Source organism: Betaproteobacteria bacterium (assembly GCA_016720925.1).
GTDB lineage: Bacteria > Pseudomonadota > Gammaproteobacteria > Burkholderiales > Usitatibacteraceae > UKL13-2.
In genome coordinates this window covers 97,468-122,964 of the sequence record JADKJR010000010.1, presented here as the reverse complement: position 1 = coordinate 122,964, position 25,497 = coordinate 97,468, and the positions used below count along the sequence as shown (strand labels likewise).

At 58.5% G+C, this 25,497-nt stretch carries 17 protein-coding genes and 1 pseudogene; 5 read left to right on the top strand and 13 right to left on the bottom strand.

All coding sequences use genetic code 11. From position 1 onward, the window contains the following. Positions 1–260: 260 nt before the first annotated feature. The 8 genes from ptsG to IPP88_15355 all read right to left on the bottom strand — a co-directional run bounded on the left by ptsG (position 261) and on the right by IPP88_15355 (position 12,560). Positions 261–2,075, bottom strand: a complete 1,815-nt coding sequence (gene ptsG, locus IPP88_15390) for a PTS glucose transporter subunit IIBC (protein MBL0124045.1) — start codon at positions 2,073–2,075, stop codon at positions 261–263. Positions 2,076–2,128: 53 nt separating this feature from the next. Continuing rightward, positions 2,129–4,675, bottom strand: coding sequence for a phosphoenolpyruvate--protein phosphotransferase (gene ptsP / locus IPP88_15385; GenBank protein MBL0124044.1), 2,547 nt, complete (start codon positions 4,673–4,675; stop codon positions 2,129–2,131). 210 nt (positions 4,676–4,885) lie between these two features. Continuing rightward, on the bottom strand, positions 4,886–5,290 hold the full coding sequence (locus IPP88_15380; GenBank protein ID MBL0124043.1) for an MmcQ/YjbR family DNA-binding protein: 405 nt from the start codon (positions 5,288–5,290) through the stop codon (positions 4,886–4,888). Between the two features lie 18 nt (positions 5,291–5,308). Further along, positions 5,309–8,389 (bottom strand): error-prone DNA polymerase, encoded by a 3,081-nt coding sequence (locus IPP88_15375; GenBank protein MBL0124042.1) that lies wholly within the window; start codon positions 8,387–8,389, stop codon positions 5,309–5,311. A 134-nt stretch (positions 8,390–8,523) separates the two neighbouring features. After that, positions 8,524–8,904 (bottom strand): endonuclease domain-containing protein, encoded by a 381-nt coding sequence (locus tag IPP88_15370; protein MBL0124041.1) that lies wholly within the window; start codon positions 8,902–8,904, stop codon positions 8,524–8,526. A 224-nt stretch (positions 8,905–9,128) separates the two neighbouring features. Then, positions 9,129–10,595, bottom strand: coding sequence for a DNA polymerase Y family protein (locus IPP88_15365; protein MBL0124040.1), 1,467 nt, complete (start codon positions 10,593–10,595; stop codon positions 9,129–9,131). 13 nt (positions 10,596–10,608) lie between these two features. Further along, positions 10,609–11,358: a hypothetical protein gene (locus tag IPP88_15360; protein ID MBL0124039.1), complete on the bottom strand. Its 750-nt coding sequence runs from the start codon at positions 11,356–11,358 to the stop codon at positions 10,609–10,611. 371 nt (positions 11,359–11,729) lie between these two features. Next, complete coding sequence (locus tag IPP88_15355) at positions 11,730–12,560, bottom strand: Crp/Fnr family transcriptional regulator (GenBank protein ID MBL0124038.1); 831 nt, start codon at positions 12,558–12,560, stop codon at positions 11,730–11,732. Between the two features lie 348 nt (positions 12,561–12,908). Here IPP88_15355 and IPP88_15350 point away from each other — a divergent pair, with 348 nt between their 5' ends. Beyond that, positions 12,909–13,058, top strand: a complete 150-nt coding sequence (locus IPP88_15350) for a lmo0937 family membrane protein (GenBank protein ID MBL0124037.1) — start codon at positions 12,909–12,911, stop codon at positions 13,056–13,058. A 113-nt stretch (positions 13,059–13,171) separates the two neighbouring features. Further along, positions 13,172–13,978 (top strand): annotated as a pseudogene (locus tag IPP88_15345) (glycine zipper 2TM domain-containing protein). Positions 13,979–14,527: 549 nt separating this feature from the next. On the opposite strand, the gene IPP88_15340 reads toward IPP88_15345, so the two are convergent. Together IPP88_15340 and IPP88_15335 are read right to left on the bottom strand one after the other, a co-directional pair. Continuing rightward, the gene (locus IPP88_15340) at positions 14,528–16,843 is read right to left on the bottom strand and encodes a fibronectin type III domain-containing protein (GenBank protein ID MBL0124036.1); all 2,316 of its coding nucleotides are present in this window, start codon (positions 16,841–16,843) and stop codon (positions 14,528–14,530) included. 191 nt (positions 16,844–17,034) lie between these two features. Further along, positions 17,035–19,155: a molybdopterin-dependent oxidoreductase gene (locus IPP88_15335; GenBank protein MBL0124035.1), complete on the bottom strand. Its 2,121-nt coding sequence runs from the start codon at positions 19,153–19,155 to the stop codon at positions 17,035–17,037. A gap of 286 nt (positions 19,156–19,441) precedes the next feature. Between IPP88_15335 and IPP88_15330 the strand changes: the two genes are divergently transcribed. Further along, positions 19,442–20,008 (top strand): TMEM165/GDT1 family protein, encoded by a 567-nt coding sequence (locus tag IPP88_15330; protein MBL0124034.1) that lies wholly within the window; start codon positions 19,442–19,444, stop codon positions 20,006–20,008. Here the strand turns inward: IPP88_15330 and IPP88_15325 are convergent. From IPP88_15325 to IPP88_15315, 3 genes are read right to left on the bottom strand one after another with little or no spacing between them, the layout of a single operon-like run. Next, positions 20,005–20,937 carry an LD-carboxypeptidase gene (locus IPP88_15325; GenBank protein MBL0124033.1) on the bottom strand — a complete coding sequence of 311 codons (933 nt, stop codon included), beginning with the start codon at positions 20,935–20,937 and terminating at the stop codon, positions 20,005–20,007. The two genes, IPP88_15330 and IPP88_15325, sit on opposite strands and share 4 nt — an antisense overlap. Before the next feature lie 17 nt (positions 20,938–20,954). After that, positions 20,955–21,347, bottom strand: a complete 393-nt coding sequence (locus tag IPP88_15320; GenBank protein ID MBL0124032.1) for a VOC family protein — start codon at positions 21,345–21,347, stop codon at positions 20,955–20,957. A gap of 8 nt (positions 21,348–21,355) precedes the next feature. Then, positions 21,356–23,632: an NADP-dependent malic enzyme gene (locus IPP88_15315; GenBank protein MBL0124031.1), complete on the bottom strand. Its 2,277-nt coding sequence runs from the start codon at positions 23,630–23,632 to the stop codon at positions 21,356–21,358. A gap of 252 nt (positions 23,633–23,884) precedes the next feature. On the opposite strand from IPP88_15315, the gene IPP88_15310 reads away from it, so the two are divergent. Together IPP88_15310 and IPP88_15305 are read left to right on the top strand one after the other, a co-directional pair. Continuing rightward, positions 23,885–24,193 carry a helix-turn-helix transcriptional regulator gene (locus IPP88_15310; protein ID MBL0124030.1) on the top strand — a complete coding sequence of 103 codons (309 nt, stop codon included), beginning with the start codon at positions 23,885–23,887 and terminating at the stop codon, positions 24,191–24,193. A 53-nt stretch (positions 24,194–24,246) separates the two neighbouring features. Continuing rightward, positions 24,247–25,488 (top strand): amidohydrolase family protein, encoded by a 1,242-nt coding sequence (locus IPP88_15305; protein ID MBL0124029.1) that lies wholly within the window; start codon positions 24,247–24,249, stop codon positions 25,486–25,488. The last annotated feature ends 9 nt before the right edge of the window (positions 25,489–25,497 follow it).

The following is a 25,497-nucleotide window of genomic DNA, read 5'->3' as shown; positions in this document are numbered from 1 at the left end:
GAAATAGCAAACACGTCATTCGTCACTGGACAACGTTAATGCGAGGCGCATCAATTCGCGCGATCGGTACAGGCGACAAACGCAAGCACTGGGGCGGCTTCTAGGCTATAAAGCTGCCACAAGCCGCGCCAATGCTTGTGTTTTTACTATAAATGCGGGCTATGCCTGAACGCTGGGAAATATGCAAGAGCAAGATCTTCCTTCCCCGGCCGGCGCCGGGGAAAACCAAAAGCAATGCGCCTTTGCTCTTCGGCGCAGCATTAATCCGTGAGTACGATCGCCTGCGCGTAATGACCGGCCTTGTCGCCGACAATAAGGTGTAGCACCCCCGCCGCGACCGGCATCACGCCGACCACTCCCGCGAGCCGCGCGGCGGCTTCGTCAAAGCGTGTGCCATCAGCGAGTTCGACGCGCAGGCGTGTGTACGCGACGGCTTCGATTCCGCGCAAGTTACCGCGACCGCCCAGCGCCGCGAGCAAAGGTCCTGCGGCTTCACGCACCCATAGGTCCGGACCGGCGCTTACGGCGACCGTGGGTGCCGCCGCGACATGGGATGATGGGCTGACAGGTGAGGGCGCTGCCTTCGCCGCATTGGGTGTTGTCATTGCGGCGTCCGCGTTTCCGTCATGCGTTGTGCGCTGCAGATATTCCTGCATGTCGGTTTTCATGTTCTCGGAGAGCGTGCCGAAGATCGCCTGAACGCCGTTGCCGACCACCATCACGCCCGCCGCACCCATTCCCTTGAGTTTTCCCTGATCGACCTTCGCGATGTCCTTGACGGCCACGCGCAGCCGGGTGATGCAGGCGTCCAGGCTGGCGATATTGTCACGTCCGCCAAAGGCGAGCACCAGTTCCTGCGAACGCCCACTGGTCGCGCCGCCTGAAGTTGCTTGCGCGACCGATTCATCTTCACGTCCCGGTGTGGCGAGGTTCAGCCATTTAATCGCGCCGCGAAATACGCCGTAGTAGATGGCCGCATAGATGGGGCCCAGCACCAGCACCAGCCACCAGTTCTGCGAGAACTTGCCGAATACATTGAATACCAGAAAATCGATGCCGCCCTGCGAGAACGTGAAGCCCATGTGCATGCCGAGCGTGTTGGCCACGAACTGCGTTGATGCGGCGAGCACCGCGTGAATCAAATACAGCACAGGCGCCACAAACAGGAACGCGAACTCGATCGGCTCGGTGATGCCAGTTAGGAACGATGTCAGCGCGGCGGAGATCATGACGCCACCGACAGCGACCTTGTTCTGCGGTTTGGCGCTCTGCCAGATGGCAATTGCCGCCGCCGGCAAGCCAAACATCTTGAACAGGAACGCGCCTGCGAGCACGCCCGCGGTCGGATCGCCCGCGAAGAAGCGGTTGATATCGCCGCGCACCACTTTGCCGGCCGCGTCGGTGAACGAGCCCATTTCGAAGAAGAACGGCACGTTCCAGATGTGATGCAGGCCAAAGGGAATCAGCAGGCGCTCGACAAAGCCATAGACGGTTGCGGCGGTGCGCGGATCGCTCACGGCGGCCCAGTGCGAAAACGCGTTGATCGTGTTTTGTACCGGTGGCCACACCACCGACATCACCACGCCCAGCACGATCGCGGCGAGTGCCGTGATGATGGGCACAAATCGTTTGCCGGCAAAAAACGCGAGGTAGGGCGGCAGTGAAATGCGGTAATAGCGGTTGAACATCCACGCGGCCAACCCGCCGGCCAGAATGCCGCCGAACACGCCGGTCTGCATCGACTTGATACCCATGATGGTGGCCGGCTCCACACCCCACACGCCGGCCATGACGCCCATCGTCGTCAGCATGACCATGTAGCCGATGGTCGCTGCAATGCCGGATACACCGTCGTTCTCGGTGAATCCCACCGCAACACCAATGGCGAAGATCAGTGGCAGATTGCCGAAGATGACATCGCCGGAGTTTTTCATCAGTGCGGAAATCAGCGGCGGGATCCATTCGAAGTTTGCCGCGCCGATACCGAGCAGCAATCCCGCCACCGGCAGCACCGCGACCGGCAGCATCAGCGACTTGCCGATCTTTTGCAGGAAGGCGAATGAATTTTTGAACATGTTGCGTCTCCTCTTTATGGATTTATTCTGGCTGCTGCATTCATTACTTACAATCAATCGGCGAACGAAGCCAGCCGCGCGCGTACCTCGGTGGCCGTTCCCATTTGCAATACTTCCTGCGCGAGTGATTGACACTCGCTGCGCGTGAGCCGGCAGACCAATGCCTTGACAGCGGGGATCGCGGGCACCGAGACGGACAATTCATCCACGCCAAGGCCGATCAGCACCGGCACCGCCATCGCATCGCCGGCAATACCGCCGCAAACACCGACCCACTTGTCGTGTTGGTGCGCCGCATCGACGGTCATGCCGATCAGACGCAGCACGGAAGGGTGCAATCCGTCGGCTTCGCGAGCCAGGCGCGCATGACCGCGATCCATCGCCAGCGTGTATTGCGTCAAATCGTTGGTGCCGATCGAGAAAAAATCCACCTCGGGCGCCAAACGTTCTGCGATCAGTGCGGCCGACGGCACTTCGATCATGATACCAACTTTGGCGGTGTGGCCGGTATTTCGCTGTTCCTCATTGAGGATCTTTTTCGCCGCGCGCAGTTCATCCAGAGTCGCGATCATCGGAAACATGATGTGCAGATTGCCGACTGGGGCAGCTTTGAGCATGGCGCGCAATTGGGTGCGGAACATGTCCGGATAATCGAGACTGACCCGAATGCCGCGCAGCCCGAGGAACGGATTGTCTTCGCGCGGCATCGGCAGGTAGGAAAGCGGTTTGTCGCCGCCGATGTCGAGGGTGCGAATGACCAATGGCCGTTCACGCCCCAGCACTTCCGCCACGGCCCGATAGGCGGCCGCCTGCTCGTCTTCGCTGGGCGCTGTATCGCGATCACTGAACAGGAATTCCGAACGCAGCAATCCGACGCCTTCGCCGCCGATCGCCACGGCTTCGCGTGTTTCCGCCGCGTCGCGGACATTGGCGACGACCTCGATGCGGGCGCCATCCCGTGTTATCGCAGGCGCACCGGCGGCTGCTTTCTCCTGCTCGACGCGCGCCGCGTGACGCGTCATGCGTGCATGGGCTTCGGAGAGTGCGGCGGCATCCGGGTTGCGCCGCAATGTGCCCGCGCTGCCGTCAATGACGACTTCGGTGCCGTCGCTGATCTTGAGGGCGGCGGAATCCATTCCGCAAATGGCGGGTATGCCGAACGAGCGTGCGAGTATCGCCACGTGCCCGGTCGCGCCACCGCCGACCGTGCAAAAACCGAGCACCTTGCTGCGGTCGAGCGTGGCGGTATCCGACGGCGTGAGTTCTTCGGCGATCAGGATCGACCCGGTGGGCACGTCGATTTTGGCGTGCGTGACGCCCGCGAGCAGCAGCAACACGCGCCGGCCGACGTCACGCACGTCGTTGGCGCGCTCGCGCAGCAGAGCATTGTCGAGACCTTCGAGCTCACCCGCATAGAGCGTGAATGCCGCGCGCCACGCCCAGCCGGCGCTCTTGCCATTCGCAATGTTTTCCACCGCAAGGTCGACCAGTTCCGGATCCGCGAGCAATTCCTGATGCGCGTCCAGAATCTTCGCTTTCGATGCGTCGGCGATTTCGCGCTTGAGCAATTCGACGTCGCGTACGGCCTCACGCAATGCGGTGTCAAGGTGCGCGCGCTCGCGGACGACGCCGACCCCGGCTTCGCTCACCTCGATTCGCTGCGCTCGCACCTGTACGACTTTTCCCACCGCAAGCCCGGGCGATGCGGCCACGCCAGGGAAAATGTCGGGATTTGCGCTTGCAACGCCGGTCGCGGCGGTTGGCGCGGTGACCGGCCTCGTCAGCGGCGCCGAGGCAGCTGCTTGACTTTCCCCAGCTCCTTCGCCGCAACCCGCCGCGAGCAACGCCGCCAGTTCGCGCACCGCTTGCGCCGCGTCCGCGCCGCTTGCCTGTACGCGTATCGAATCGCCGGCCTGTGTTGAAAGTACCATGACGGAAACGACGGATTTGGCGTTGGCCTCATCTTTGCCACGAAGCAGCCTGACATCCGCGCGAAACTTCTTGGCGGCAGCGGCAAGCACTGCCGCCGGGCGCGCATGCAGGCCCTGCGGGTTCGGCAACGTAACTGGCTCGGAGAATAACGTCGCACTCGCGTGGTCGCTGTGCATGGTCAACTCGGTTGTGACTGGGCGGTGCTCGATGCGCATGACGACGTCGCGTCCCGCTTGCACGGGTCCGCTAAAGGGGGCGACATGAATTTCTTCGCCACCGTTGGCAATGAGAACTTGCGTGAGCAGGCTGCGAGCGCGCGTCGCCACAAAATCGGCGGCAAAGCCGATCAAGGGTTGTCCCATTGTGACGCGTTCGCCCTGGCGGATGCGCGGTGCAAATCCTTCGCCGCGCAGCATTACCGTATCAATGCCGATATGTACCAGCACCTCGATACCGTCATCGGTCGTAATGGTCAACGCGTGGTGCGCGTTGTGGAGATGCGTGACGATCCCGGCAACAGGTGCCAGCAATTCACTGGAGGTCGGGTCAAGTGAAACGCCGTCACCAACCATGCGCTCGGCGAAAACCGGGTCGGGTACATCCGACAACGGCACAAGGACCCCGGACAACGGCGCATAGACATCCAGGCGAGTGAGATGCTCGCTCATGGACGCTTGCCGGCGACATGCCGCGGCGGGAAGTGGGAGGCGGAAATATGGTGAGACATGGCGCTCTCGTCGATCAAGGATAGTTGGCCGGGCGATCCCCGGTGATTGATTATTGCGCGGGCGAAATTACGCTGCGCTGCACAATTGCCGGGCAAAGTGGAAACGTTTCCGATTCCGTCTGCGGACTGTACGCCTCAACGATTTTGGCTGTCAATGCTTCCTTGGCGGAAGTACCTTAGTGGCAGTGCCGATTCGTCCCTCCGTCGGCAATAAGTTCCGGCGCGACATCGGCAGAGTCTCAAGCGCATATCGATAAGACCACTGCACCAGTTCCCGCAAGTATCCGGCTGGAAAGTTGCCCACGGCGACAATGGTGATCCAGTGATAGCGTCCGCGGTACCGCGCCGGCTTCACGCCCGGCACGCTAGTGAGTTCGATGAAACGATCGGGAGACACCTTGATGCTGAAGCGCCACATTTCGGGCTGGCTGGTCTTGAAGTAGGCGAAGTTTTTCCTGTCCAGCGAGTAGACGAGGATGTTGTAGGGGGCTGGCAGCAAGCGTTCATTGGCTCCGGGCAGGCTGCGGCAGAATTTCTTGAGTTGTTGGTTATTCATGCTGGCAATGATCAAATTCTAGTGGAACTCGTGGCTGTGGAAGTCCAGTTCGCCCAGCATTGCAGTCTGGTCGATGAGTTTCCCCGCGATCAAATGCACCACCTCCCCCTGCCGCTCGACGCGCCCGGCCACGCACATCAGGCGTGACTGCACCAGTTCCTTGCGTTGCCGGGCGGCGACATGCGACCACACCACCACGTTCACATAGCCAGTCTCATCCTCGAGTGTGACGAAGGTGGTGCCTTTGGCGGTGCCGGGGCGCTGGCGGCAGGTGACGAGGCCGGTGGTGCGGATCAACTGGCCGTGGCGGGCATTCTTTACTTCCTCGGCGCTGCGGATGCGCTGGGCGGTCAGTGCAGGGCGCAGCAAGGCCAGCGGGTGGCGGCGCAGGCTCAGGCCGAGGCTACGGAAATCGGCAACAATGTCGTCGGCTTCGGTCGGGGAAATGAGGGTGGCAATGGTGGGATCGGCGGGCGCGGTGAAAAGTTTCGTGTCGCGTTCGAGCCCCAGCGCTTCCCATAACGCATCGCGGCGGTGGCCGATAAGAGTGTGAAAGGCGTCGGCAGCGGCCAATGCTTCGATTTCCTGTTGTGTCAATTCCGCGCGACGCTGGAGATCGGCAACATCGAGGAAGGCGGCTTGTGATCGTGCCACCACGATTTTTTTGGCCGAGGTTTTGTTAAGCTGCGCGACCATTTCCAGCCCAAGGCGAATTTGCGGATTTTCCGGCGGGCCGGCCAGCACGCAACAGTGTTCGCTTATTGTCACATCGACCGGCAGCACCGTCACGCCGTGACGCTGAACATCCTGCACCAGTTGCGAGGGCGAATAGAATCCCAGCGGCTGCGAATTCAGCAGGCCGCAGGTGAATGCGGCAGGGTGGTGGCATTTCAGCCAGCAGGAGATGTAGACCAGCAGCGCGAAGCTGGCGGCGTGCGATTCGGGGAAACCGTATTCGCCGAAGCCCTGCATCTGCTTGTACAGCCGCTCGGCGAATTCTTCGTCGTAGCCGCGCGCGCGCATGCCGCCGACCAGCTTGTCGCGGAATTTTTCCAGGCCGCCTTTGCGTTTCCACGCGGCCATGGCGCGGCGCAGTTGGTCGGCCTCGCCCGCGGTGAAACCAGCGGCGACCATCGCCAGTTGCATCACCTGTTCCTGGAATATCGGCACGCCCAGTGTGCGCGATAGCACCGCTTCCACTGACTTGCTCGGATAGACCACCGGCTCCTCGCCGGTGCGGCGTTTGAGATATGGGTGCACCATGCCGCCCTGGATCGGACCGGGCCGCACGATGGCGACTTCGATGACCAGATCGTAAAAGCACTTCGGCTTCAATCGCGGCAGCATGCTCATCTGCGCGCGCGATTCGATCTGGAACACGCCGATGGTGTCGGCGTGCTGGATCATCTGGTAGGTGACCGGATCCTCGCGCGGCACGTCCTGCATGGCCATCGGCTGTCCGCGCCAGTTTCCGATGAGATCGAGCGTCTTGCGGATCGCGGTCAGCATGCCCAGCGCCAGCACATCGACTTTCAGCAGCCCCAATGCATCGAGGTCGTCCTTGTCCCACTGGATCACGGTGCGGTCCGGCATGGCGGCGTTCTCGATGGGCACCAGCCGTGTAAGCTTGTCGCGGGCGATGACGAAGCCGCCGGAGTGCTGCGAGAGATGGCGCGGAAAACCGATCAGCGCTTCGGTGAGCTTCATCAGCATTTGCATGCGCGGCGCTTCGGGATCGAATCCCGCTTCGATCAGGCGCTCGGGCGCGATGCTGCGACCGTCCCACCAGGCAATGGTCTTCGACAGCGTATCGACCTGGCTCAACGTCAGCCCCAGCGCCTTACCAACATCGCGGATCGCCCCCTTGGGCCGGTAGGTGGAGACGGCGGCGGTGAGCGCAGTGCGGTCGCGACCGTATTTGTTGTAGAGATACTGCATCACTTCCTCGCGGCGCTCGTGCTCGAAGTCGACATCGATGTCCGGCGGCTCGTTGCGCTCGCGAGAGATGAAACGCTCGAACAGCACCTGCATGTGCCCGGGGTCCACCTCGGTGATGCCGAGGCAATAGCACACGGCGGAGTTCGCCGCCGAGCCGCGTCCCTGGCAGAGAATTTTTTTGTCGCGCGCGAAGTTTACGACATCGCAGATGGTCAGGAAATACGCTTCGTAATGGAGATCAGCAATGATTGTCAGCTCATGCTCGACCAGGGCGCTTACGTTGTCCGGCATGCCCTGGGGATAGCGCCGGGCGCCGCCTTCAACCGTGAGCCTTCGCAAGTAGGCGGCGGGGGTTTCATCGACGGGGATGACTTCGCGTGGATATTCGTAGCGTAATTCGTCGAGAGTGAATTTGCAGTGCGCGGCGATGATGAGGGTCTGCGCGATCATTGCCGGCGAATAGCGGCGGGCCAGGTGGCTGATCGGCTTCAGGTAGTTCTCCGCGTGCACGTTGAGAGCGGTGCCCAGTTCGGCGACCGGTTTCTTGAGACGCACGGCGGTGAGCACGTCCTGCAGCGGCTTGTCTTCGCGGTTGGCGAACAGGATGCGGTCGCACGCGGCCAGTGGCAGGTGGCATGCTTCGGCCAGCGTGTTCAGTGCCGTGAGTTTGCCTTCGTCATCAGGCCCGTAATCGAGCGCGGCGCCCAGCCAGCAGGCGGCGACAAAATGCCGTGCAATGGCGGCGATGTTTGCCTGTGCATCAGCGTGCAGCGGAAAGGGGACGATGATCGCGATGCCATCACTGAGGTGCGCGAGATCGCCAGTGAACAACTGATATTCCCCCTTGGGCGAGCGCGAACGCGCCAGTGTGATGAGTTCGGACAGGTCGCCGTAGCCATTGCGGTTCTTCGCAAGCAGGATCAGCCGGTCGATGGCGGGTGCGTCATGCACGGTGAATTCCGCGCCGATGATCAGTTTGATCTTGTGTTCCTTTGCTTCCATATGCGCACGCACCGCGCCGGAGACTGAACATTCGTCGGTAATGGCGATTGCCGTGTATCCCAGTTCGGCTGCGCGAGACACCAGATGCTCGGCATGCGAAGCGCCACGCAGGAAGCTGAAGTTGCTGAGACAGTGGAGGAGGGAGCAGGAGAGTTTCATGGTGGCTGCATCATCAAATTACGCGGCTATATCTTCACCGCCGCAAATCCCCCTCAGTCCACCTCAGTCCCCCTTTTTCAAAGGGGAAGTGCCAAGTGGCAGACACGAGCCTGCACTGGGCACCCCTCCCTTTTCTAAAGGGAGGCCAGGAGGGATTTTCGGTGGTCGATAATTCGATATATTTCCTCGAGTACATGAATGGTTTCCCTGATCACATGCAGATTGTCATAACGAACTACCATCAACCCTTGCGCAGTAAGAAAGGCGGTCCGGCGCAAATCAGTTTTAATGTTCACTGCCTCAAAATGTTGACCACCATCCAATTCAATGACGAGGCGGATGGCCGGCGCATAGAAGTCGACAATGTATTGACCGATCGGCCGCTGTTGATAGAACGGGATATCGAGAATTTGTCTTCGTCGGAGGTGAAACCACAGCAATTGCTCGGCGTCTGTCATGTTGGTGCGCAGGTTGCGGGCCATTTGTTTGAGGTCCGGGCGGCAATGCAACGTCATGGCGAGTCTCCTTCGAATTGCTTGCGGCCTTTTTTGCGACTATAAATCCCGGTCTCGCGCATCGAGACCCGGGGCCCCCCCCCCCCAACCCCCCCAACCCTCCCTTTCAAAGTAGGAGTGCCCGGCATTGGCTGGGCCTGGCGAAGGCAATGCCTGTTCGCTTCGCTCTCCCCTTTTGAAAAAAGGGGATTGAGGGGGATTGATAGTCGCAAAAAAATGACTCGTCACGAAAAATACCCATGCAAATACCACTTTTTCCCTAGCCGATAATCGCGAAATATCCAGCATATTTCCTGCTGCGGATTCTTCGCCACGAAATAATCGCGTGCCACCGGGCGGCCATCCCACCAGCCGGCTTCGATGCGCTCGGGTCCTGCCAGCAGCGAGAGCGCACCGTGATGTTGTGGCGCACCGCTGATGGTTACCAGCGACCGGGGCTCGGTCAGCAGTAGCAGTGGGCGCGGTTTGTCTTGTGTGATACGTGGCAGACGTGCGGTTGTCTTGCGATCGATATCAGGGCGCCACGCGTATTCCGGACGATGGTCACTGCTTTCCTGCACGCTGAAAACACTTTTGTCCCCCAGTCGCGAGGCCACACGCTCGATCAGCGCCTGCCATTTTTCCTGACGAATGTCCGGCGTGGGCAACCAGCTTTCGTTTTGTTCCTGAAAGGCAACCAGACACGGCGCGGAAAGTTTTAGCGCCACCACCGCTTCCGGAAATGGATGTGCAGTCAATCGCTCGCGTATCAACCGCAGCCATTCCTCGGCGCTCCGCAATGGATGGCGCGATCCGAACTCATGTCGTGTCTTCAGTGTGCGGTCATGTTTCAGGTCGAGCACGATTTTATTCGCTGCCGCACCGCGCCCGCGCAGGAAACCTTCCATCTGGCTGAGCAGCATTTTGATAGGGATAAACAGCCGCTCAGCATCGATGATGTCGAACAGCAGGTCGGTTGAGCTGGAGAAATCCTCCGGCACACGATGCGGCTCGCGCGGATCGGGTGCGTCGCCGATTGCGCGATCGATGTCGTCCAGCATTTGGTCGCCGAAACGCCGGCGCAGGCCCGCACGCGGTTGCGAGAGAACATCCTTCACGCGCACCAGGCCCAAGGCGGCAAGCGGCTGCACGATATCGTGCGGCCAATCGAGAAGTGCCAGCGGAATATCCGCCAGCCGTTCACGCAATTGCGTGGGCTCGCGGCACATGCGAATGCCGGTCATGTAGTGCGATGCACGCGCCAGCAGGTATGCGCCCAGCGGCGTGGGAGCAATGCCCAATGCCACATGCAGTCCCAGCGTTGGCATGCCCGCGCGGATGCGGTTGGCGAGTTGGCCGATGCCGCCGAACAAACGCAGCGTCGAAGATATCTCCAGTGAGGCCCCCGATTTTTCCGGGCACACCATGGGCGTGAATTGCGCAAGCCAGATGGCGATGTCTTGCAGGGTTTCCTGCTCCTTGGCCGGTTCGCGCGGCACCACCAGCAATTGCGCGGCACGCGCCTGCGCAGCGGCCACCGGCATCAGGGAGGTGATGCCGGCCTCGCGCGCGCAGGCGTTGGCGGCGTGCACGTGCGGGCGCGAAGACGCGCCATCGCTGATCACCAGCGGTACCGCCTGTATGTGGCCCAGCGCACCGCGCGCATGGGATTGCAGTGACAATTCGGGCAGGTAAATGGAAATCCACAGCACGATTGCCCATCGCTTACCCGCGTTCGCGGGTGAAGGATCGTTCGCGGACGGTCGCCAGAGTTTCTTCGGTAGTGGAAACATTGCCACCGAGTATCTGATCCAGCCAGCCGCTGGATTGCGTCTTCTTGGGAGCACGCAGATATCGGGGCTCGCGCGTGAGGCATGCAAGCGATCGGGTGACGAGACGAATCGATTTGCCCGCGGGCAATCCAGGACGCTTCAGCAAATCGAGGCGCAGCGCACCGGCATCCTCTGGCCGTAAAACGATCCGCGTTCCAGCAGGAGAGGGCGACTGCGCGGCTTCCAGCGGGCGCATCAGCCACAGGATACTGTTGCCCGCCATCGCCGCCTGATGCAAACGCCGCAGCGATAGTGGATTCACCCACGCCTCGTTCATTCGCAGCAACACCGCGCGGCACGCGCCACTTTTCAGTCCCTGCTCGGCAGTCCACAACGCATCATCGGTATTTTTGGTCTGCACGATCGCCAAGTGCTGCAAATTGATGCCGCATTGTGCGATTGCCGGGGCATAAGGTATCCAGATTGGGGTATGCGGCATCACCCACAGCAAGTGCATCGCATCGCCGGGGCGCGGCGCATTTGCTTTCAAGCCCAATCCCTTCATCAGCAGGGATAACTCTCCGATACCGGTGTGATGGCAGAGAATTTCAGTCAGCCCCGGCTTCGTCCATCCGCCATCGGCCAATTCATCATCGAGTGCATCGAAGCCGCTGCGTATTTCTCCGCCATTTTCCTTCTTCACTGCCGTGCTGCCCAGGCCCAGATCCCCGATGCGAAAGATGCGGGGATGAATGAGGAGGGAAGGGACAACAGGAGGTGTCCCGTGAGCGGTAGTAGGCGAAAATTCCATAACTGTATATTCATACAGTTTTATGGTTTTGGCAAGGGCTTTGGATATAAATGCCGGGAAGCCCTCGCAAATAGGGTTCAACGATCAAGGGGACATCGCCAAGCGTAGCTAATTAGCTAAACATAGCTAATTGCAAAAAACGAGATTGATGTTCAGTAGCGGAGACGCGAAATTTGCGCCGCAACAGGTTTTGAGAAGTACCCGTAAATTGCGGGGCAAAACTGGCACGTCGCTGAATTGGTGTCGGAACCGGGTTTTTCCCTTCAATTCAAAATGGTGACATCTTCACCAATGTGCGCAAGATGCTGACGGCACTCACCATGCAAGCTGGCATGGCCATGGGCATTTTCCGGGTGGAGCAATCGATCGTACTCCCGCCTCACGACCGCATAACATTCGCATGCATGTGCTTCCAGTCGAGAGCGATCAAGTACGGCAATACGGCCGCGGCTGTAACGAATCAGCCCCATCTTTTGCAGCTTGCCGGCGGTTTCCGTGATGCTCTCGCGGCGCATACCCAGCATCTGCGCAATCAGTTCCTGCGTCATCGTCAGCTCGCTAGACGCCAATCGGTCCTGACATGACAAGATCCAGACGCACAGCCGCTGTTCAAGCGAATGGTGCCGGTTGCACACCACGCTCTGGGCAGTTTGCGCCATCAGTGCCAAGGTGTAGTGCAGCAATAAATGCATCAGCGGATGGTTGCGATCAAGCTCGTTTTTTAGCGACGCTGCCTTCAGCCGATAGGCGTAGCCCTCGCTGATAACCACCGCCTGGCCCGGCGTGCTATCGCCACCCAGGAACAATGCGATACCAATCACCCCTTCGTTGCCGGTAACGGCAAATTCCGCGGATGCTCCGTTCTCGGTCGTGTTGTAGCGCGAGACGATGCCTGCGGTGGGGAAATAGAGGTATTTTTCCAGTTCACCAGTGCTGTGGATGATCCTACCCACTGGTAACGGTACAGCCTCAAGATTAGGCAGCAGAAGCTCATACTCCTTCGCCGGCAAAGCGGCAAGGAGACGGTTCTGCCTGGGGGTATGCGTTGCAGATACCGAAAGCAGCACACCCTTTGGTGCGACGCTGGCGTCCATGGGAGCGAGCCGGAACGAAAGTTGCCCTGCCACTGGCGCCTCCCATCGTAGTGAACCAACATCAGATTAATCTGCAATCTGAATCTAGCCCGGCATTTGTTGCGCCCATTGACAAAAATCAAACTTATGTACGTTTGCGCACAGTTATGTTCGATGGCGTACAGAAAGTTGCGTGGGTGAAGTTTCTAATACTTCCAAGTATCGATTGAGGCAGAGTGTGGCCGATTTGCGTCGGCAACCGGTATCGATACGGGGTCGCCTTATGAAGGCGGTGCAATTGAGGTAAATCCCTGGAATTTCAGGATGCGCATCAGGAAATCTAACGCAAGGCAAGAAAGGAAAATTATCATGCTTTACACCATCGCCGTAGTGTTGGTCATCTTGTGGCTGCTGGGCTTGGTTACGTCCTATACCATGGGCGGTTTCATTCATATCCTGCTGGTGATCGCCATCGTGGTTGTGTTGCTGAATGTTATCAGCGGACGCCGCCCATTGTAAGAATCGAGCGGACAGACCTCCGCTTCCTACCGTCCCGGCGACAACTTGGGAGCAAGCCTGCTCCCGCTTCTGTCATTCGCGCGTGTGTGCGACAACCGTTTGGAGGATTAACCATGAACTGGACATTGAAGGTAGCACTCGGTGCGACGACTGTCTTATTCGCCACGCAGTCCGTGGCAGATTACTTTCTATGAGCATGAGGGATTTCGCGGGCGCGCATTCACCACGGAAAAACAAGTGGGGAACTTTTCTCAGCAGGGATTCAACGATCGAGCCTCGTCAGTCGTCGTTGATCGCGGACGCTGGGAAGTCTGCACGACGCGCGTTTTCAGGGCAAATGCGTGGGGTTGCGCCAAGGCTGTTATGACTCGCTTGATGGATTGGGCATGAATGACCAGATTTCCTCGGTGCGCCCGGCAAACCAACAGGCTCATTATGAAAACGAGGCGCCTGCCCCGTTGGCTAAGCCTAACTATGAATATCGCCGGCGTGCCAATGAGCGAGTCTTTGAGGCCCCGGTGACGTCTGTCCGCGCCGTGGTGGGACCGCCCGAGCAGCGCTGCTGGGTCGAGCGCCAGCAAGTGACGGAAGACCGGCGCGGCGATGCCAACGTTGGCGGTGCCGTTCTCGGCGCGCTGATAGGCGGCGTTCTCGGCCACCAGGTTGGCAGCGGGCGCGGTAACGACGCCGCCACGGCAGGTGGCGCGGTCGCAGGGGCCTTGATCGGCGCCAACACAGGGCGTGGCGACGGCGGGGGGACATACGATAAGGATGTGCAGCGTTGCCGAACCGTCGCAAGTGGCAAGCCAGAATACTGGGACGTCACATACAAATATCGGGGTGTGGAACACCGCATACAAATGAGCGCGCCTCCCGGAAAGACCGTCTCGGTCAACGCTAAAGGTGAACCGCGGCAGTAGTGCTTTACGCAGCGGTGCAGAAAATACGGCGAGAAGCGCAAATAGCATTGGTGTTTGATACGGCGACGAAGCCCGCTGGATGTAAAGGCAAGAAAGCGCCAAGGGGCCGTCGCGGTTCTGAATCCTGAGCGCCACGATGTGGTCGAATTCTCGCCGCCAATTGTGTCTGTCGCCGCTCACGCCGGATGTGGCATGTGTTTTCCGCGGGTTGAGAACGTCGCCATTGCGGACGCCCAATATGCTCGGGAGTCCATATTTAAACGTTGATGCGAGATGTCAAGCACTGGCGCGGTGTTTCAGGCGTTTTTGCCTGAAACACCGCGCCAATCCTATTGTTTAAGGCGCTGCCTGCAAGTCCGCCAGAATGCCTTTAAGCGCCGCGTTGCCGGAATTCGCATCCGGACATTTGCCGTCGCTGATGTCGTTATAACTCGCACCGGTATGCGCGCGTGCAAGGTGGAGGCGGTCATCCTCGCGACCGTGTTACTCCCCGATACCATCGGGTTGGCGAGCCGAGGCAAGATCACATGGATGCGATACAAAATCTTTCTATGTGCTTTTATGGATTGGCGATACGGAATTCGCTCCCGCAATAGGCGTGACATAGACAACCGAAGACGGGGCGCCAAACCCAGCCGAATTCTGAGCGGTGACAATGCAGGAATAGCTTGTTCCGTTGGTCAGGCCAGTGACTCGCACGGGTGATGTTGCGGCGGTGCCATGGAAGGCGCCACCGTTACATGAGACCGTAAAAGAGGTTATGGGTGCCTGAGGATCGCTGACTGGCGATACAAATTTAAAGCTTGCAGATCGATTGCCAGTTTTTACGGCAACGTTGGCCGGCGCCGCCAGTATAGTTTCGAACACGACGGATACCGCACAGTTACCGACAATCTGTCCGGTCTTGTAGTTGTTTCCATAAGTCGCTCCCGCCGGACAACTACCCGAGCGGAAGATAGCGACATAACCCACATTGGGCGTCGCGGTAAGCGATACCGTTCCAAGAGCTGGCGCGAGCGTTGATGCCGGCGTTATCGTCCCGTTCGGCCCTGCTGTTGCGGTGACAACATATTCCACAGGAATGGACTTGCGTCCGCTTGAAAGTTCGTCACCATTGCTTGTGCCATTGCCGTCGGCGTCTGCCGACATCCAATCAATCGTCGCGCGCAAATTTGGCATTGGGCCAATTCCATTATTGAGAAAGTTGTAAGTTACCGGATCCGTGCCGTGGGCCTTCAGCAGCATCCGCATTTGCGCCGGCGTAAATGTGTGACCGTTTCGCGCTTTTTGAATACCCTGAAGGGAGAGCACAGTTCCTGCAACGATCGCTCCTGCAGCGGAAGTGCCATCAAAAAGCGACGTGTACTGTTGATTTTCATCAGGTGGATTGATGGCAAAAAGATTATTGAAATTTGCCGTTGACACAGTCGTTGACACCAGATTGCCTTGGGCTTGAACATCAATCCGGGAACCATGAGATGAGGTAAGTACTCTTTGCAAGGATCCCTTTACTGATGCGCCGACCATTATTGCGCCAGAGTCCCTGAAGGCAGTGTTATAGCGGTTGCCGAAACAGGGGTCATCAAGATTTGCGGATCCATTCGACGCCGTTTCAATAACAACGGTGCCGTTTGCCGTTGCGGTTTTGATGGCATCAAATACAGCTTGGTAGTGCTCCACTGGCACGGTGGCAACTCCGGTGTAGTAAGGATACGTGCAACCCGCGGATTGATAGTCAAAATCGATTCCGACTTCAATTAGTATTACGTCGCCCGGAGCGGTGTAACTGCTCGCACGGTTTATTGCCAGCGCCAGGTTGTCGGCCACCTGACCGGTGGCGCCGTAGGCTACGTTTACGAGTCCGTACTTGGCGTCAGACGCAATGCCGGTCATTCCGTATGCATTGGATTGCGCATTGATCAATCCGATTACTGCGGTACCGTGCCACTGGTCTGATGTGTCGGGATCACGAAGTATTGTTGGCGTATTGAGATCCTCATGGTTGGTATCCCAGCCGAATTCGATGTCGATGAACTTTGTTCCCGCGCCGCGGCCACCTTGAAAAGTCCAAGCATATTTTGCGTCAATTCCGCTATATAAAAGGCCTATCTTGGGATCGATGGTTTTGCCATCGTATGCGCGATCAAGGTGATTCTGCAGGTTCTCAAAGGCAGGTGTGCTTGGCGCGATGTCGGTGGCGTTTACATGTGACTTCGGCTCAAAATATGCGGTCTCGACAATACCCAATTTGATAAGCGAATTTGCCAACGCCAGTGCATCCGCCGGCGCGGTTGATGCATCGAACGTAATAACGTGATAGAGATTTAAATCAGCGAGTTCTTCGCCGGATTTTGCCATGCCACTTTCCCTGTCAGAGTTCAACGATGCTTCCGCGCGGGAAAAAAGACGTTCCACGTTTACGGCGCCTGATCGCAACAATGCGGGGCGCGCCTTCAAGGCATTATTGATGTGAGATATGTCAGTTGCGCGCCTCGGGACTGAATCAACATCACGCCTTTGAAGGAACGCACCATTTGCGAAGCGTACTTCACTGCCCTCTGCGAATTTCACGATTAGCCGTGCCAGATTACTTTTATTCTCGTTGTAAATGACTTCGGCGGGCTTGGTTAGTACCAGTCTGGGCTTGTGTATCGATTGGGTAGGCGAACTGCTGCCATATGCGGCTAAAGTGCTCGCCGCGAAGATCGCAAGTAAAACACGCGCTGGAAAGCGTATCGAAAAAGACCCCGTCGATTTTGCGATCGACCTTCTTGCATGAGGCCGGTCGCAGAGGTTCTTGTACCACTTGACCGCGAGTTTCAAGTTCAGGGCGGCAATGCTGGCCGGTGCTTCCTTGATAAACATATCGAATCCTTCCAAATGTCGATGGAAGAACGATATGCTTTCCCAATTCGGATTTCTGTAGGATAAGGAGCCGGATTATCCACGGGATTTGACTGATTTACTTGAAAGGTGTGCGACGACTTGCGAGTAAGTCCACAGGCCGCGCGGCTTCCAAGGAAATTCTCCCGGTAAGCTGCGCTAACGCTAAAGTCTCACGTCACCGCACCCACTTCCACCGCAATTCCGTTCAATGCCGCGTTGCCGGAAATCGCATCCAGATACTTGTCGTCGCTGACGTCGTTATAACTCGCGCCAGCAAGTGTGCTGGCAATGCCGAGGCGTGTGCCCTCGCGATCGTGCCCCCAACCGTGCGGAAGGCAGACCACGCCGGGCATCATATCGGTTGAAGCTTCCACTGGCACTTGCAATATGCCGATGCGTGAGGACAGTTCAACCACCTGGCCGCTGGCGATGCCGCGTGATGCCAGATCGTTGGGGTGCATCAGCAACTGGTGCCGCGCCTTGCCTTTAACCAGGCGATGGTAGTTATGCATCCAGGAATTGTTGCTGCGCACGTGGCGGCGGCCGATGAGCCGCAGGCCTGTGGATGCCGCGGCCACAAGCTCGCGATTGAATCGCGCGATGTCGGCCAGCATCGGCGGCGGCGCGCAATCGACCTGCTGGTCGGGTGTTTCGATGCGCGCAGACAGTGAAGGCCGCAATGCGCCGAGATCGATGCCGTGCGGCGCGGCTTTGAGTGATTCGAGGGTGGTGCCTTCACGATTGCCGCTCTTCTTCAACATCCCACCGATAATGCGCCGCAATTCGGGCGTCGCAGCAAATTCGCGTCCGAGCTTCGCGGCCAATCGTTCGCCAACACCGGAAAAAATCTCCCAGTCATAGCGCTCGTCTTCAGGGCGCGCCCAGATTGCCTCGTTGTAGCGCGTCACGTTGCGTACCGCGAAGGCGTTGAAGATCAGGTCGTAGTGATCGTGGTTCAACGCGGACGTCGGCGGCAGAATCAGGTCGGCATGGCGCGTGGTTTCATTCAGGTAGATATCGATGGACATCATGAAGTCGAGCAACTCCAGGGCGCGATCGAGTTGCCGGCCGTTCGGGGTGGACAGCACCGGATTGCCGCACATCGTGATCATGCCGCGAATCTGGCCTTCGCCCGGTGTGAAGATTTCTTCGGCGAGCGTGGCGACCGGCAACTCTCCACCGGATTCCGGCAGGCCGCTGACGCGCGATGCCCATTGTGCGTAATGTCCCGGACGGGTGCCCGGACCCGTGATGGGGATGACCGGATTGGTCGGCAGCGCGCCGCCTTCCCGGTCGAGATTACCGGTAACGATGTTAAGCAGCTGCACCAGCCATTGAGCGACCGTGCCGAAGGGCTGAAGGCAGGCGCCAAGGCGACCATAGGCAATTGCGGTTCTGGATTTGGCGAATTCGCGCGCGATGCGCTCAATTTCGCTGGCCGCGATGCCGGTCATGTCGGCGGCAGCGGCGGGCGTGACGTTCGCAATCGCATCGAGTGCGGCATCGAGATTTTTCAGTCGCAGGAAGGGATTGGGTTTCATCAACCCTTCGGCGCGTATCACGTTGAGCATCGCCATCAACAGCGCGGCGTCAGAGCCGGGCCGGATGAAATGGTGCTCGCTGGCAATCTCGGCAGTCTCGGTACGGCGTGGATCGATGACGACAATCTTGCCGCCACGCGTTTGGATCGCTTTGAGTCGCCTGGCGACATCCGGCACGGTCATCATGCTGCCGTTGGAGGCAATCGGATTGCCACCGAGAATCAGGAAATAGTCGGTGCGATCGATGTCGGGAATCGGGATCAGGAACTGATGTCCGTACATCAGCAGTGACGTGAGTTGCTGCGGCAATTGATCAACCGAGGACGCGCTGAAGGCGCTACGGGTTTTCAGGAGTCGCGCCAATTGCTGGATGCCCAGCAAGTGACCGATGTTGTGTACCGAGGGATTGCCGGCGTAGAAACCGACTGCGTTATTGCCGTGCTGCTGGATCAGCGATGCGATGCGATCGGCCGCGAATTCGTATGCCTCGTCCCAGCCGATTTCCTGCCAGGTATTTCCTGTTGCGCTTTGGGTGCGCTTCATGGGTTTACGCAGCCGGTCAGGGTCTTCGTGAATATCCTTTAGCGCCACCGCCTTGGGGCAAATGTGGCCGCGGCTGAATGGATCGGCGTCGTCGCCACGAATTGAGACGATTTTCGCGCCGTCGATTTTGAATTCAAGGCCGCAGATGGCCTCGCACAGGTTGCAGGCGCGGTATTCGGTACGCAGTGCACTTTCAGTTTTCGACATGGGCTTTCCGAGTTGGGCCACTCAGAATTAATCTGTTGATGACCTGCAATTTACATGATAAGGCATGTTGACGGCCCCGTTGAGCGACCTCCCAATGGTAGAATACGCTTGTCATCAGGGAGTAGCCTCCCTCCGCAATGGAGGGGATTACGTCAACATACTTGGCCTCGTGCCATGGCGTAATCAGCCCAGCGGTTTGGCGAGACTTTTGGCATGCGATGTCGTTCGGAGCCGGACGGATATTGCATGTCATTTGTCATTTTCGTCCGGCTCGCTGGAATCCCGCATGGATGCTTTTCTTGTTTCAACGCTGGTAGTTGCCGTCGGAGAGATCGGTGACAAAACCCAATTGCTCGCGCTGTTGCTCGCGGCTCGCTTTCGGCGGCCCGTGCCAATCATTCTGGGCATTTTTTTTGCAACGGTGCTCAACCACGGCCTGGCGGGAATACTGGGCGAACTGATACGTGCGTCCCTCAGTCCAGAATTGTTGCGCTGGCTGCTTGGCCTGTCGTTCATCGGTATTGCGCTGTGGGCGTTGAAGCCGGATACGCTCGATGACGAGCCCAAGGCCCAATCCGTGTACGGTGTGTTTGCGTTGACGTTTGTAACTTTTTTCCTCGCCGAAATTGGCGACAAAACGCAGTTGGCGACGGTAGCACTGGCCGCCAGGTATCCGGATCTGATTCAGGTGGTGGCGGGCACGACCCTCGGGATGCTGATTGCCGATATTCCCGCAGTCATTCTGGGCGAAAAGGCCGCTCCGAAACTGCCGCTCAGGTTGATTCGCATCATTGCCGCAGGCATCTTCGCGACGCTGGGTGTGGTGGTGCTGATGGGCGTTTCGTTTGGTTAGCCGGGATTTAATTCGAGAGAAAAGCCGCCTTCGTGAATTGTCAGGCGAGCCGGCGCCCCGAAAGGCAGCGTCAGTTTTTTCGCCACATGTCCAAACGGCAGGCCGGTCAGAACTGGGATCGGCAGCAACTCGCGGAGCGTTTCAATGACATGTTCCATTGAATACGGAAGGCGGCCCGCTTCGGGCTCGCAATTGGTAAAGTCGCCGAGGATAATCGCTTGTTGTGTTTGCAGGATGCCGGCATGGAAAAGTTGCAGGCACATGCGTTCTATTGCGTACGGTTGCTCGTCGATTTCCTCGAGGAATAAGATGCCGCCTTCATTGGCGGGTAGGTAGGGCGAACCCACGAGGTGCGCGAGTAGCGACAGGTTGTTGCCCCAAAGCGGGCCGGTCATCGTTTGCGAAGGGTATGTGTGTCGAGAATCGAACGGGCCGGCATGCACCGGTTCGCCACGCAATGCGGGCCAGCAGTGCGCTTCCATAAAAGCGTGATCGGCCTGTACCTCGACGGCATCTTCCGCGCCGCCAAAGTCGATCGCGGCACCGGGGCCGGCAAAGGTAATCAATCTGCTTTTCGCCAGCGCCGCCAGATTGAGCGCGGTGAAATCGCTGAATCCAACCATCGTCTTCCGTGCCGAGGCGACCAGGTTCCAGTCGATACGATGCAGTAACCGCGACCAGCCATAGCCTCCACGAATCATCATCATCGCGTCAATGGTGGTATCGGCGAGCATCTGGTGAAAACTGGCCAGCCGCTGTACATCGGTACCGGCAAAATAACGGTACTCGGCGGCGGCATCGGCCGCGACGACGATCTTGAAGCCCAACGATTGCAAATACGCCACGGATTTCTCGTGCCGGGCCACGTTGATCACGCCCGAAGGCGCAAACAGGCCGATCGTTCCGCCCGGCAACAGCGGGCGCGGCACGTGGTATCCGCCAGTTTTCAAGATTTCTGCCGCATTTCGTTGAAGGCAATCAGGTTGCCATCCGGATCCTTCACAACGAACCATCGCCTTCCTCGATTGTTATCTTCTGGCGGGATGACAACATGGTTCCCAGCGGGGATTTGTGCAAAGCGGGCGTTGGGATCGTGGATATCGAGATGCAAGGTCGCTGAGTGTGCATGGGCCTTGGCCGCGATGTCGCGCATTTCCATCGCACCGTGCTCTTCCGCGATGACCACTTTGATGCCGCCGCCGGAAAGCTGCGCGCCACGCTTGCCGAAATTGTCGGTCCATTCGCTCATCATTTTCCCGCCCAGCGTGTCACGATAGAACATCAGCGAAGCGTCGAAATCCTTCTGGGCAATGAAGAAATGATGAAAGCGATCGGACAAGTGAGGCCCTATTTTTGCCCCGTCTGCGCATCCACCACGGCGAGCGCGGTCATGTTGATAATGCGTCGCACTGTGGCGGTCGGCGTGACGATGTGCACCGGCATGGCAGCGCCCAGGAGAATGGGGCCGACAGTGATGCCGCCGCCTGCGGCCGTCTTCAGCAGATTAAAGGCAATATTGGCGGCGTCCATCGTGGGCATGATCAGCAAGTTGGCTTCGCCCCGAAGTCGCGAATCCGGAAACACTGAGTTGCGCACTTCTTCGGACAGTGCCGCGTCACCATGCATTTCACCTTCGATTTGCAGGTCCGGCGCCTGGCTCCTGATCAATGCCAGCGCATCGCGCATTTTTACCGCGGATGGCGCATCGGAGGTACCGAAGCTGGAATGGGACAGTAGTGCTGCTCTCGGAATCAGGCCGAATCGGCTGACAACTTCCGCGGCGAGTAGAGTCATCTCGGCAATCTGTTCCGGAGTCGGATCGTGATTGACGTAGGTATCACAAATGAACACCGTCTGCTTGGGAAGCATCAGCCCGTTCATCGCATAGTAATTCTTGACGCCCTTGCGGCGGCCAATGACCTGATCCACATAATGCAGATGCAGGCCGTGCGTACCAAACGAGCCGCATAGCATGGCGTCGGCATCGCCTTTGTGCATCATCATCGCGCCGATCAGCGTCAGGCGCCGGCGCATTTCGATTTTGGCATAGGTCTGCGATACGCCGCGCCGCTGGGTCAGCCGGTAGTATTCCTGCCAGTAGTCGCGATAGCGCTCGTCGAATTCCGGATTCACAACGTCGAAATCGATCCCTGCCTTCAGGCGCAGTGCAAATTTTTCGATGCGCTTTTGAAGTACCGCCGGCCGGCCAATCAGAATCGGCCGGGCAATTTTTTCGTCGACCACAAACTGAACGGCATGCAAGACCCGCTCATCCTCGCCCTCGGCGAAGACCACGCGCTTCGGCGCCTGCCGGGCCTTGAAAAATACCGGCTTCATGATGAGGCCGGTTGGATAGACAAATTCATCCAGGCGCTGCATGTAGGCAGGCCAGTCGGTAATCGGACTGGTGGCGACGCCGCTATCCATGGCCGCCTTTGCAACGGCAGGGGCGACCTTGGCAATCAGGCGCGGATCAAAGGGTTTGGGAATGAGGTATTCCTCGCCAAAGCCGGAACTGGTCTCGCCGTAGGCCATGGCGACGATATCGGATTGCTCGATCTGTGCCAAGTCGGCAATCGCGTGCACTGCTGCAAGTTTCATCGCTTCGTTAATGGTGGTGGCGCCAACGTCGAGCGCGCCACGAAAAATGAACGGAAAACAGAGTACGTTGTTAATCTGGTTCGGGTAATCCGAGCGGCCCGTCCCGATGACAGCGTCGTCGCGTACTTCGCGAATCTGCTCGGGCAGGATTTCCGGCGTCGGGTTCGCTAGCGCGAAGATCAGCGGCCGCTTTCCCATGCGCTTAACCATGTCCGGCTTCAACACGCCGCCAGCAGAAAGGCCCAGGAATACGTCGGCGCCGTCGATTACTTCGCCGAGTGTGCGGGCCGGTGTGTCCTTGGCGTAACGTTCCTTGTTTGGGTCCATCTCTTCCTTGCGGCCCTGATAAACCATGCCCGCAATGTCCGTGACCCAGATATTGGACATCTTCATCCCGAGCGCCACCAGCATGTCCAGGCAGGCGAGCGCCGCGGCACCGGCGCCCGAGGACACCAGCTTTACCTGGGAAATGTCCTTGCCAACCACCTTCAGGCCATTGACGATGGCCGCGCCGACGATGATGGCCGTGCCGTGCTGGTCGTCATGGAAGACGGGGATTTTCATCCGTGCGCGCAGTTTCTTCTCCACGTAGAAACACTCGGGCGCCTTGATGTCTTCGAGATTGATACCGCCGAAAGTGGGTTCGAGCGAAGCGATGATATCAACCAGCTTGTCTGGATCGTGCTCGTTGACTTCAATGTCGAACACGTCGATGCCGGCGAATTTTTTGAACAGTACCGCTTTGCCTTCCATCACCGGCTTGGCGGCCAGTGGGCCGATGTTGCCCAGCCCCAGCACGGCGGTGCCATTGGTAATTACCGCCACCAGATTGCCGCGCGCGGTCAGGTTGCGGGCTTCGGCGGGTTTCTCGACAATCGCTTCGCATACGGCGGCGACGCCCGGTGTGTAAGCCAGCCCCAGATCGCGCTGGGTCGCGAGTGGTTTTGTGGGGGCGATTTCAATTTTGCCCGGCACCGGATAGCGGTGATAGTCAAGGGCGCTACGTTTCAAATCATCATGCATGATTGTTTCACCTGAGGCGGGCGTGGTGTCGCATATTGATGCGCCACGCTATTTGAGAGTTGACAGGGGAGGGGCGCTGCCGGGGGATCGAAATGACTTGTTTCCGGTTAAGTTATTGCGATGCAATTTTATCACGGTCATAGCGGGCGCCGGGGAAGGTTGGCAGCGCTGACTCCCATTTGAGCCGACGCATTTCAATAGCGATTGCAGGAAAAGCTTGACAAACGCAACCACATAACCAAGAATGTAGTTATGAATCGCGATTACACCAAGGCCATACCCGCCGCCTGGAAGAATATTTCCCGGGTTTTTACCGCGTTGGGAGATGAACATCGCCAGCGCATCCTGCTGACTTTCGAGCCGGGCGAAAGATTGAATGTGGGTCAGGTGGTCGAAGTCTCGACGCTCTCCCGTTCGGCGGTCTCCCATCACCTGAAGGTCCTGCGCGAAGCGGGGGTGCTGGAAAGTGAGAAGATCGGCAAGGAAGTGTATTTCTGGGTAAACAAGAAACAAGTCAGGGATTCGCTGGTGGCGGTGATGGATTACCTGAAGACGCAATAATTTTTTTGCCCTTTATGTCTAAATAATTGGTTATATGGTTGCAAGGAGTTGCCATGGAACGCAGGGACTTTCTAGGCGGACTATGCCTGTGCTGCATCTCGGGCGCGGCAAAGAGCTTCTCATTTGGTCTGGATGTGGATGCTGGACTGATCAATCCATGCCGGACGCCGCTGCCAGATTCGCTCCTGAATCACGACCTGACCCAGGCCGCATTTTCAGGGTTGAACGCGAGCGAGGTGTGGGACTGTCATGCGCACCTTCTGGGTACCGGAGACTCCGGTAGCGGCTGCTGGATCAGCCCGAAGTTGCATTCGGTGCTCTATCCAAAACAATTCTTGCAACGCAAATTCTTTCTCAACGCGGCCTGCGTGGATGAAGTGGCCGGACGTGTTGATGAGGACTACGTGTCGCGGCTTACGGCGCTCATGAATGAGTTTCCCAACGGATTTCGGTCCATGCTGTTTGCGTTTGATCAGGCGTATTTGGCGGGCGGCAGGGAGATGAAAGCAAGCACCGCCTTTCACGTGCCTAATGCATATGTGGCAAAAGTGGCGGAGCGCGAAAATGGCCGTTTCATCTGGGTCGCCTCGATCCATCCGTATCGTGCCGATGCGGTGCAGGCTCTCGACGAGGCGGTACGGGATGGTGCATGTGCCATCAAGTGGCTGCCGTCGGCCATGGGTATGGACCCCGCCTCGGCGCAATGCGATGCGTTCTATGCGGCGTTGGCAAAGTACGATCTGCCGCTGATCTCGCATGCCGGTCATGAGCGCGCCGTGAAGGGCGCTCATCAGCAGCATTTCGGCAATCCGCTGCGCTTGCGGCGTGCGCTGGAGCACGGCGTCAGGGTCATCGTTGCGCATTGCGCGTCCATGGGGGACGACCTCGACGCGCACGGGAAACGCGTTGAGAGTTTTTCGCTGTTCGAGCAACTCATGGCCGAGAAACTTTACGAAGGCCAGCTGTTTGGCGATATTTCCGCGTTGCCTCAGACCAATCGCGCACCTTATCTTGCCCGAATCCTTGCGCATCCCGAGTGGCACGGGCGGCTACTCAATGGCTCCGACTACCCACTGCCTGGAGTGATGCCGCTGTTCTCGGTCGATGAACTGGTCAATCGTGGCTGGCTCGGCAAGGACGTGGGCGCCCATGCAAAGCGAATTCGCGAATACAATCCGCTGATGTTCGATTTCATCATCAAGCGGCACCTGCGAGTTGGTGGCAACCGATTCGACAACCTTGTGTTCGAAACGGCGCGCGTATTTCGCCGTTCGGGCGCTGGCATCTCCATCTGATTCCTGCGA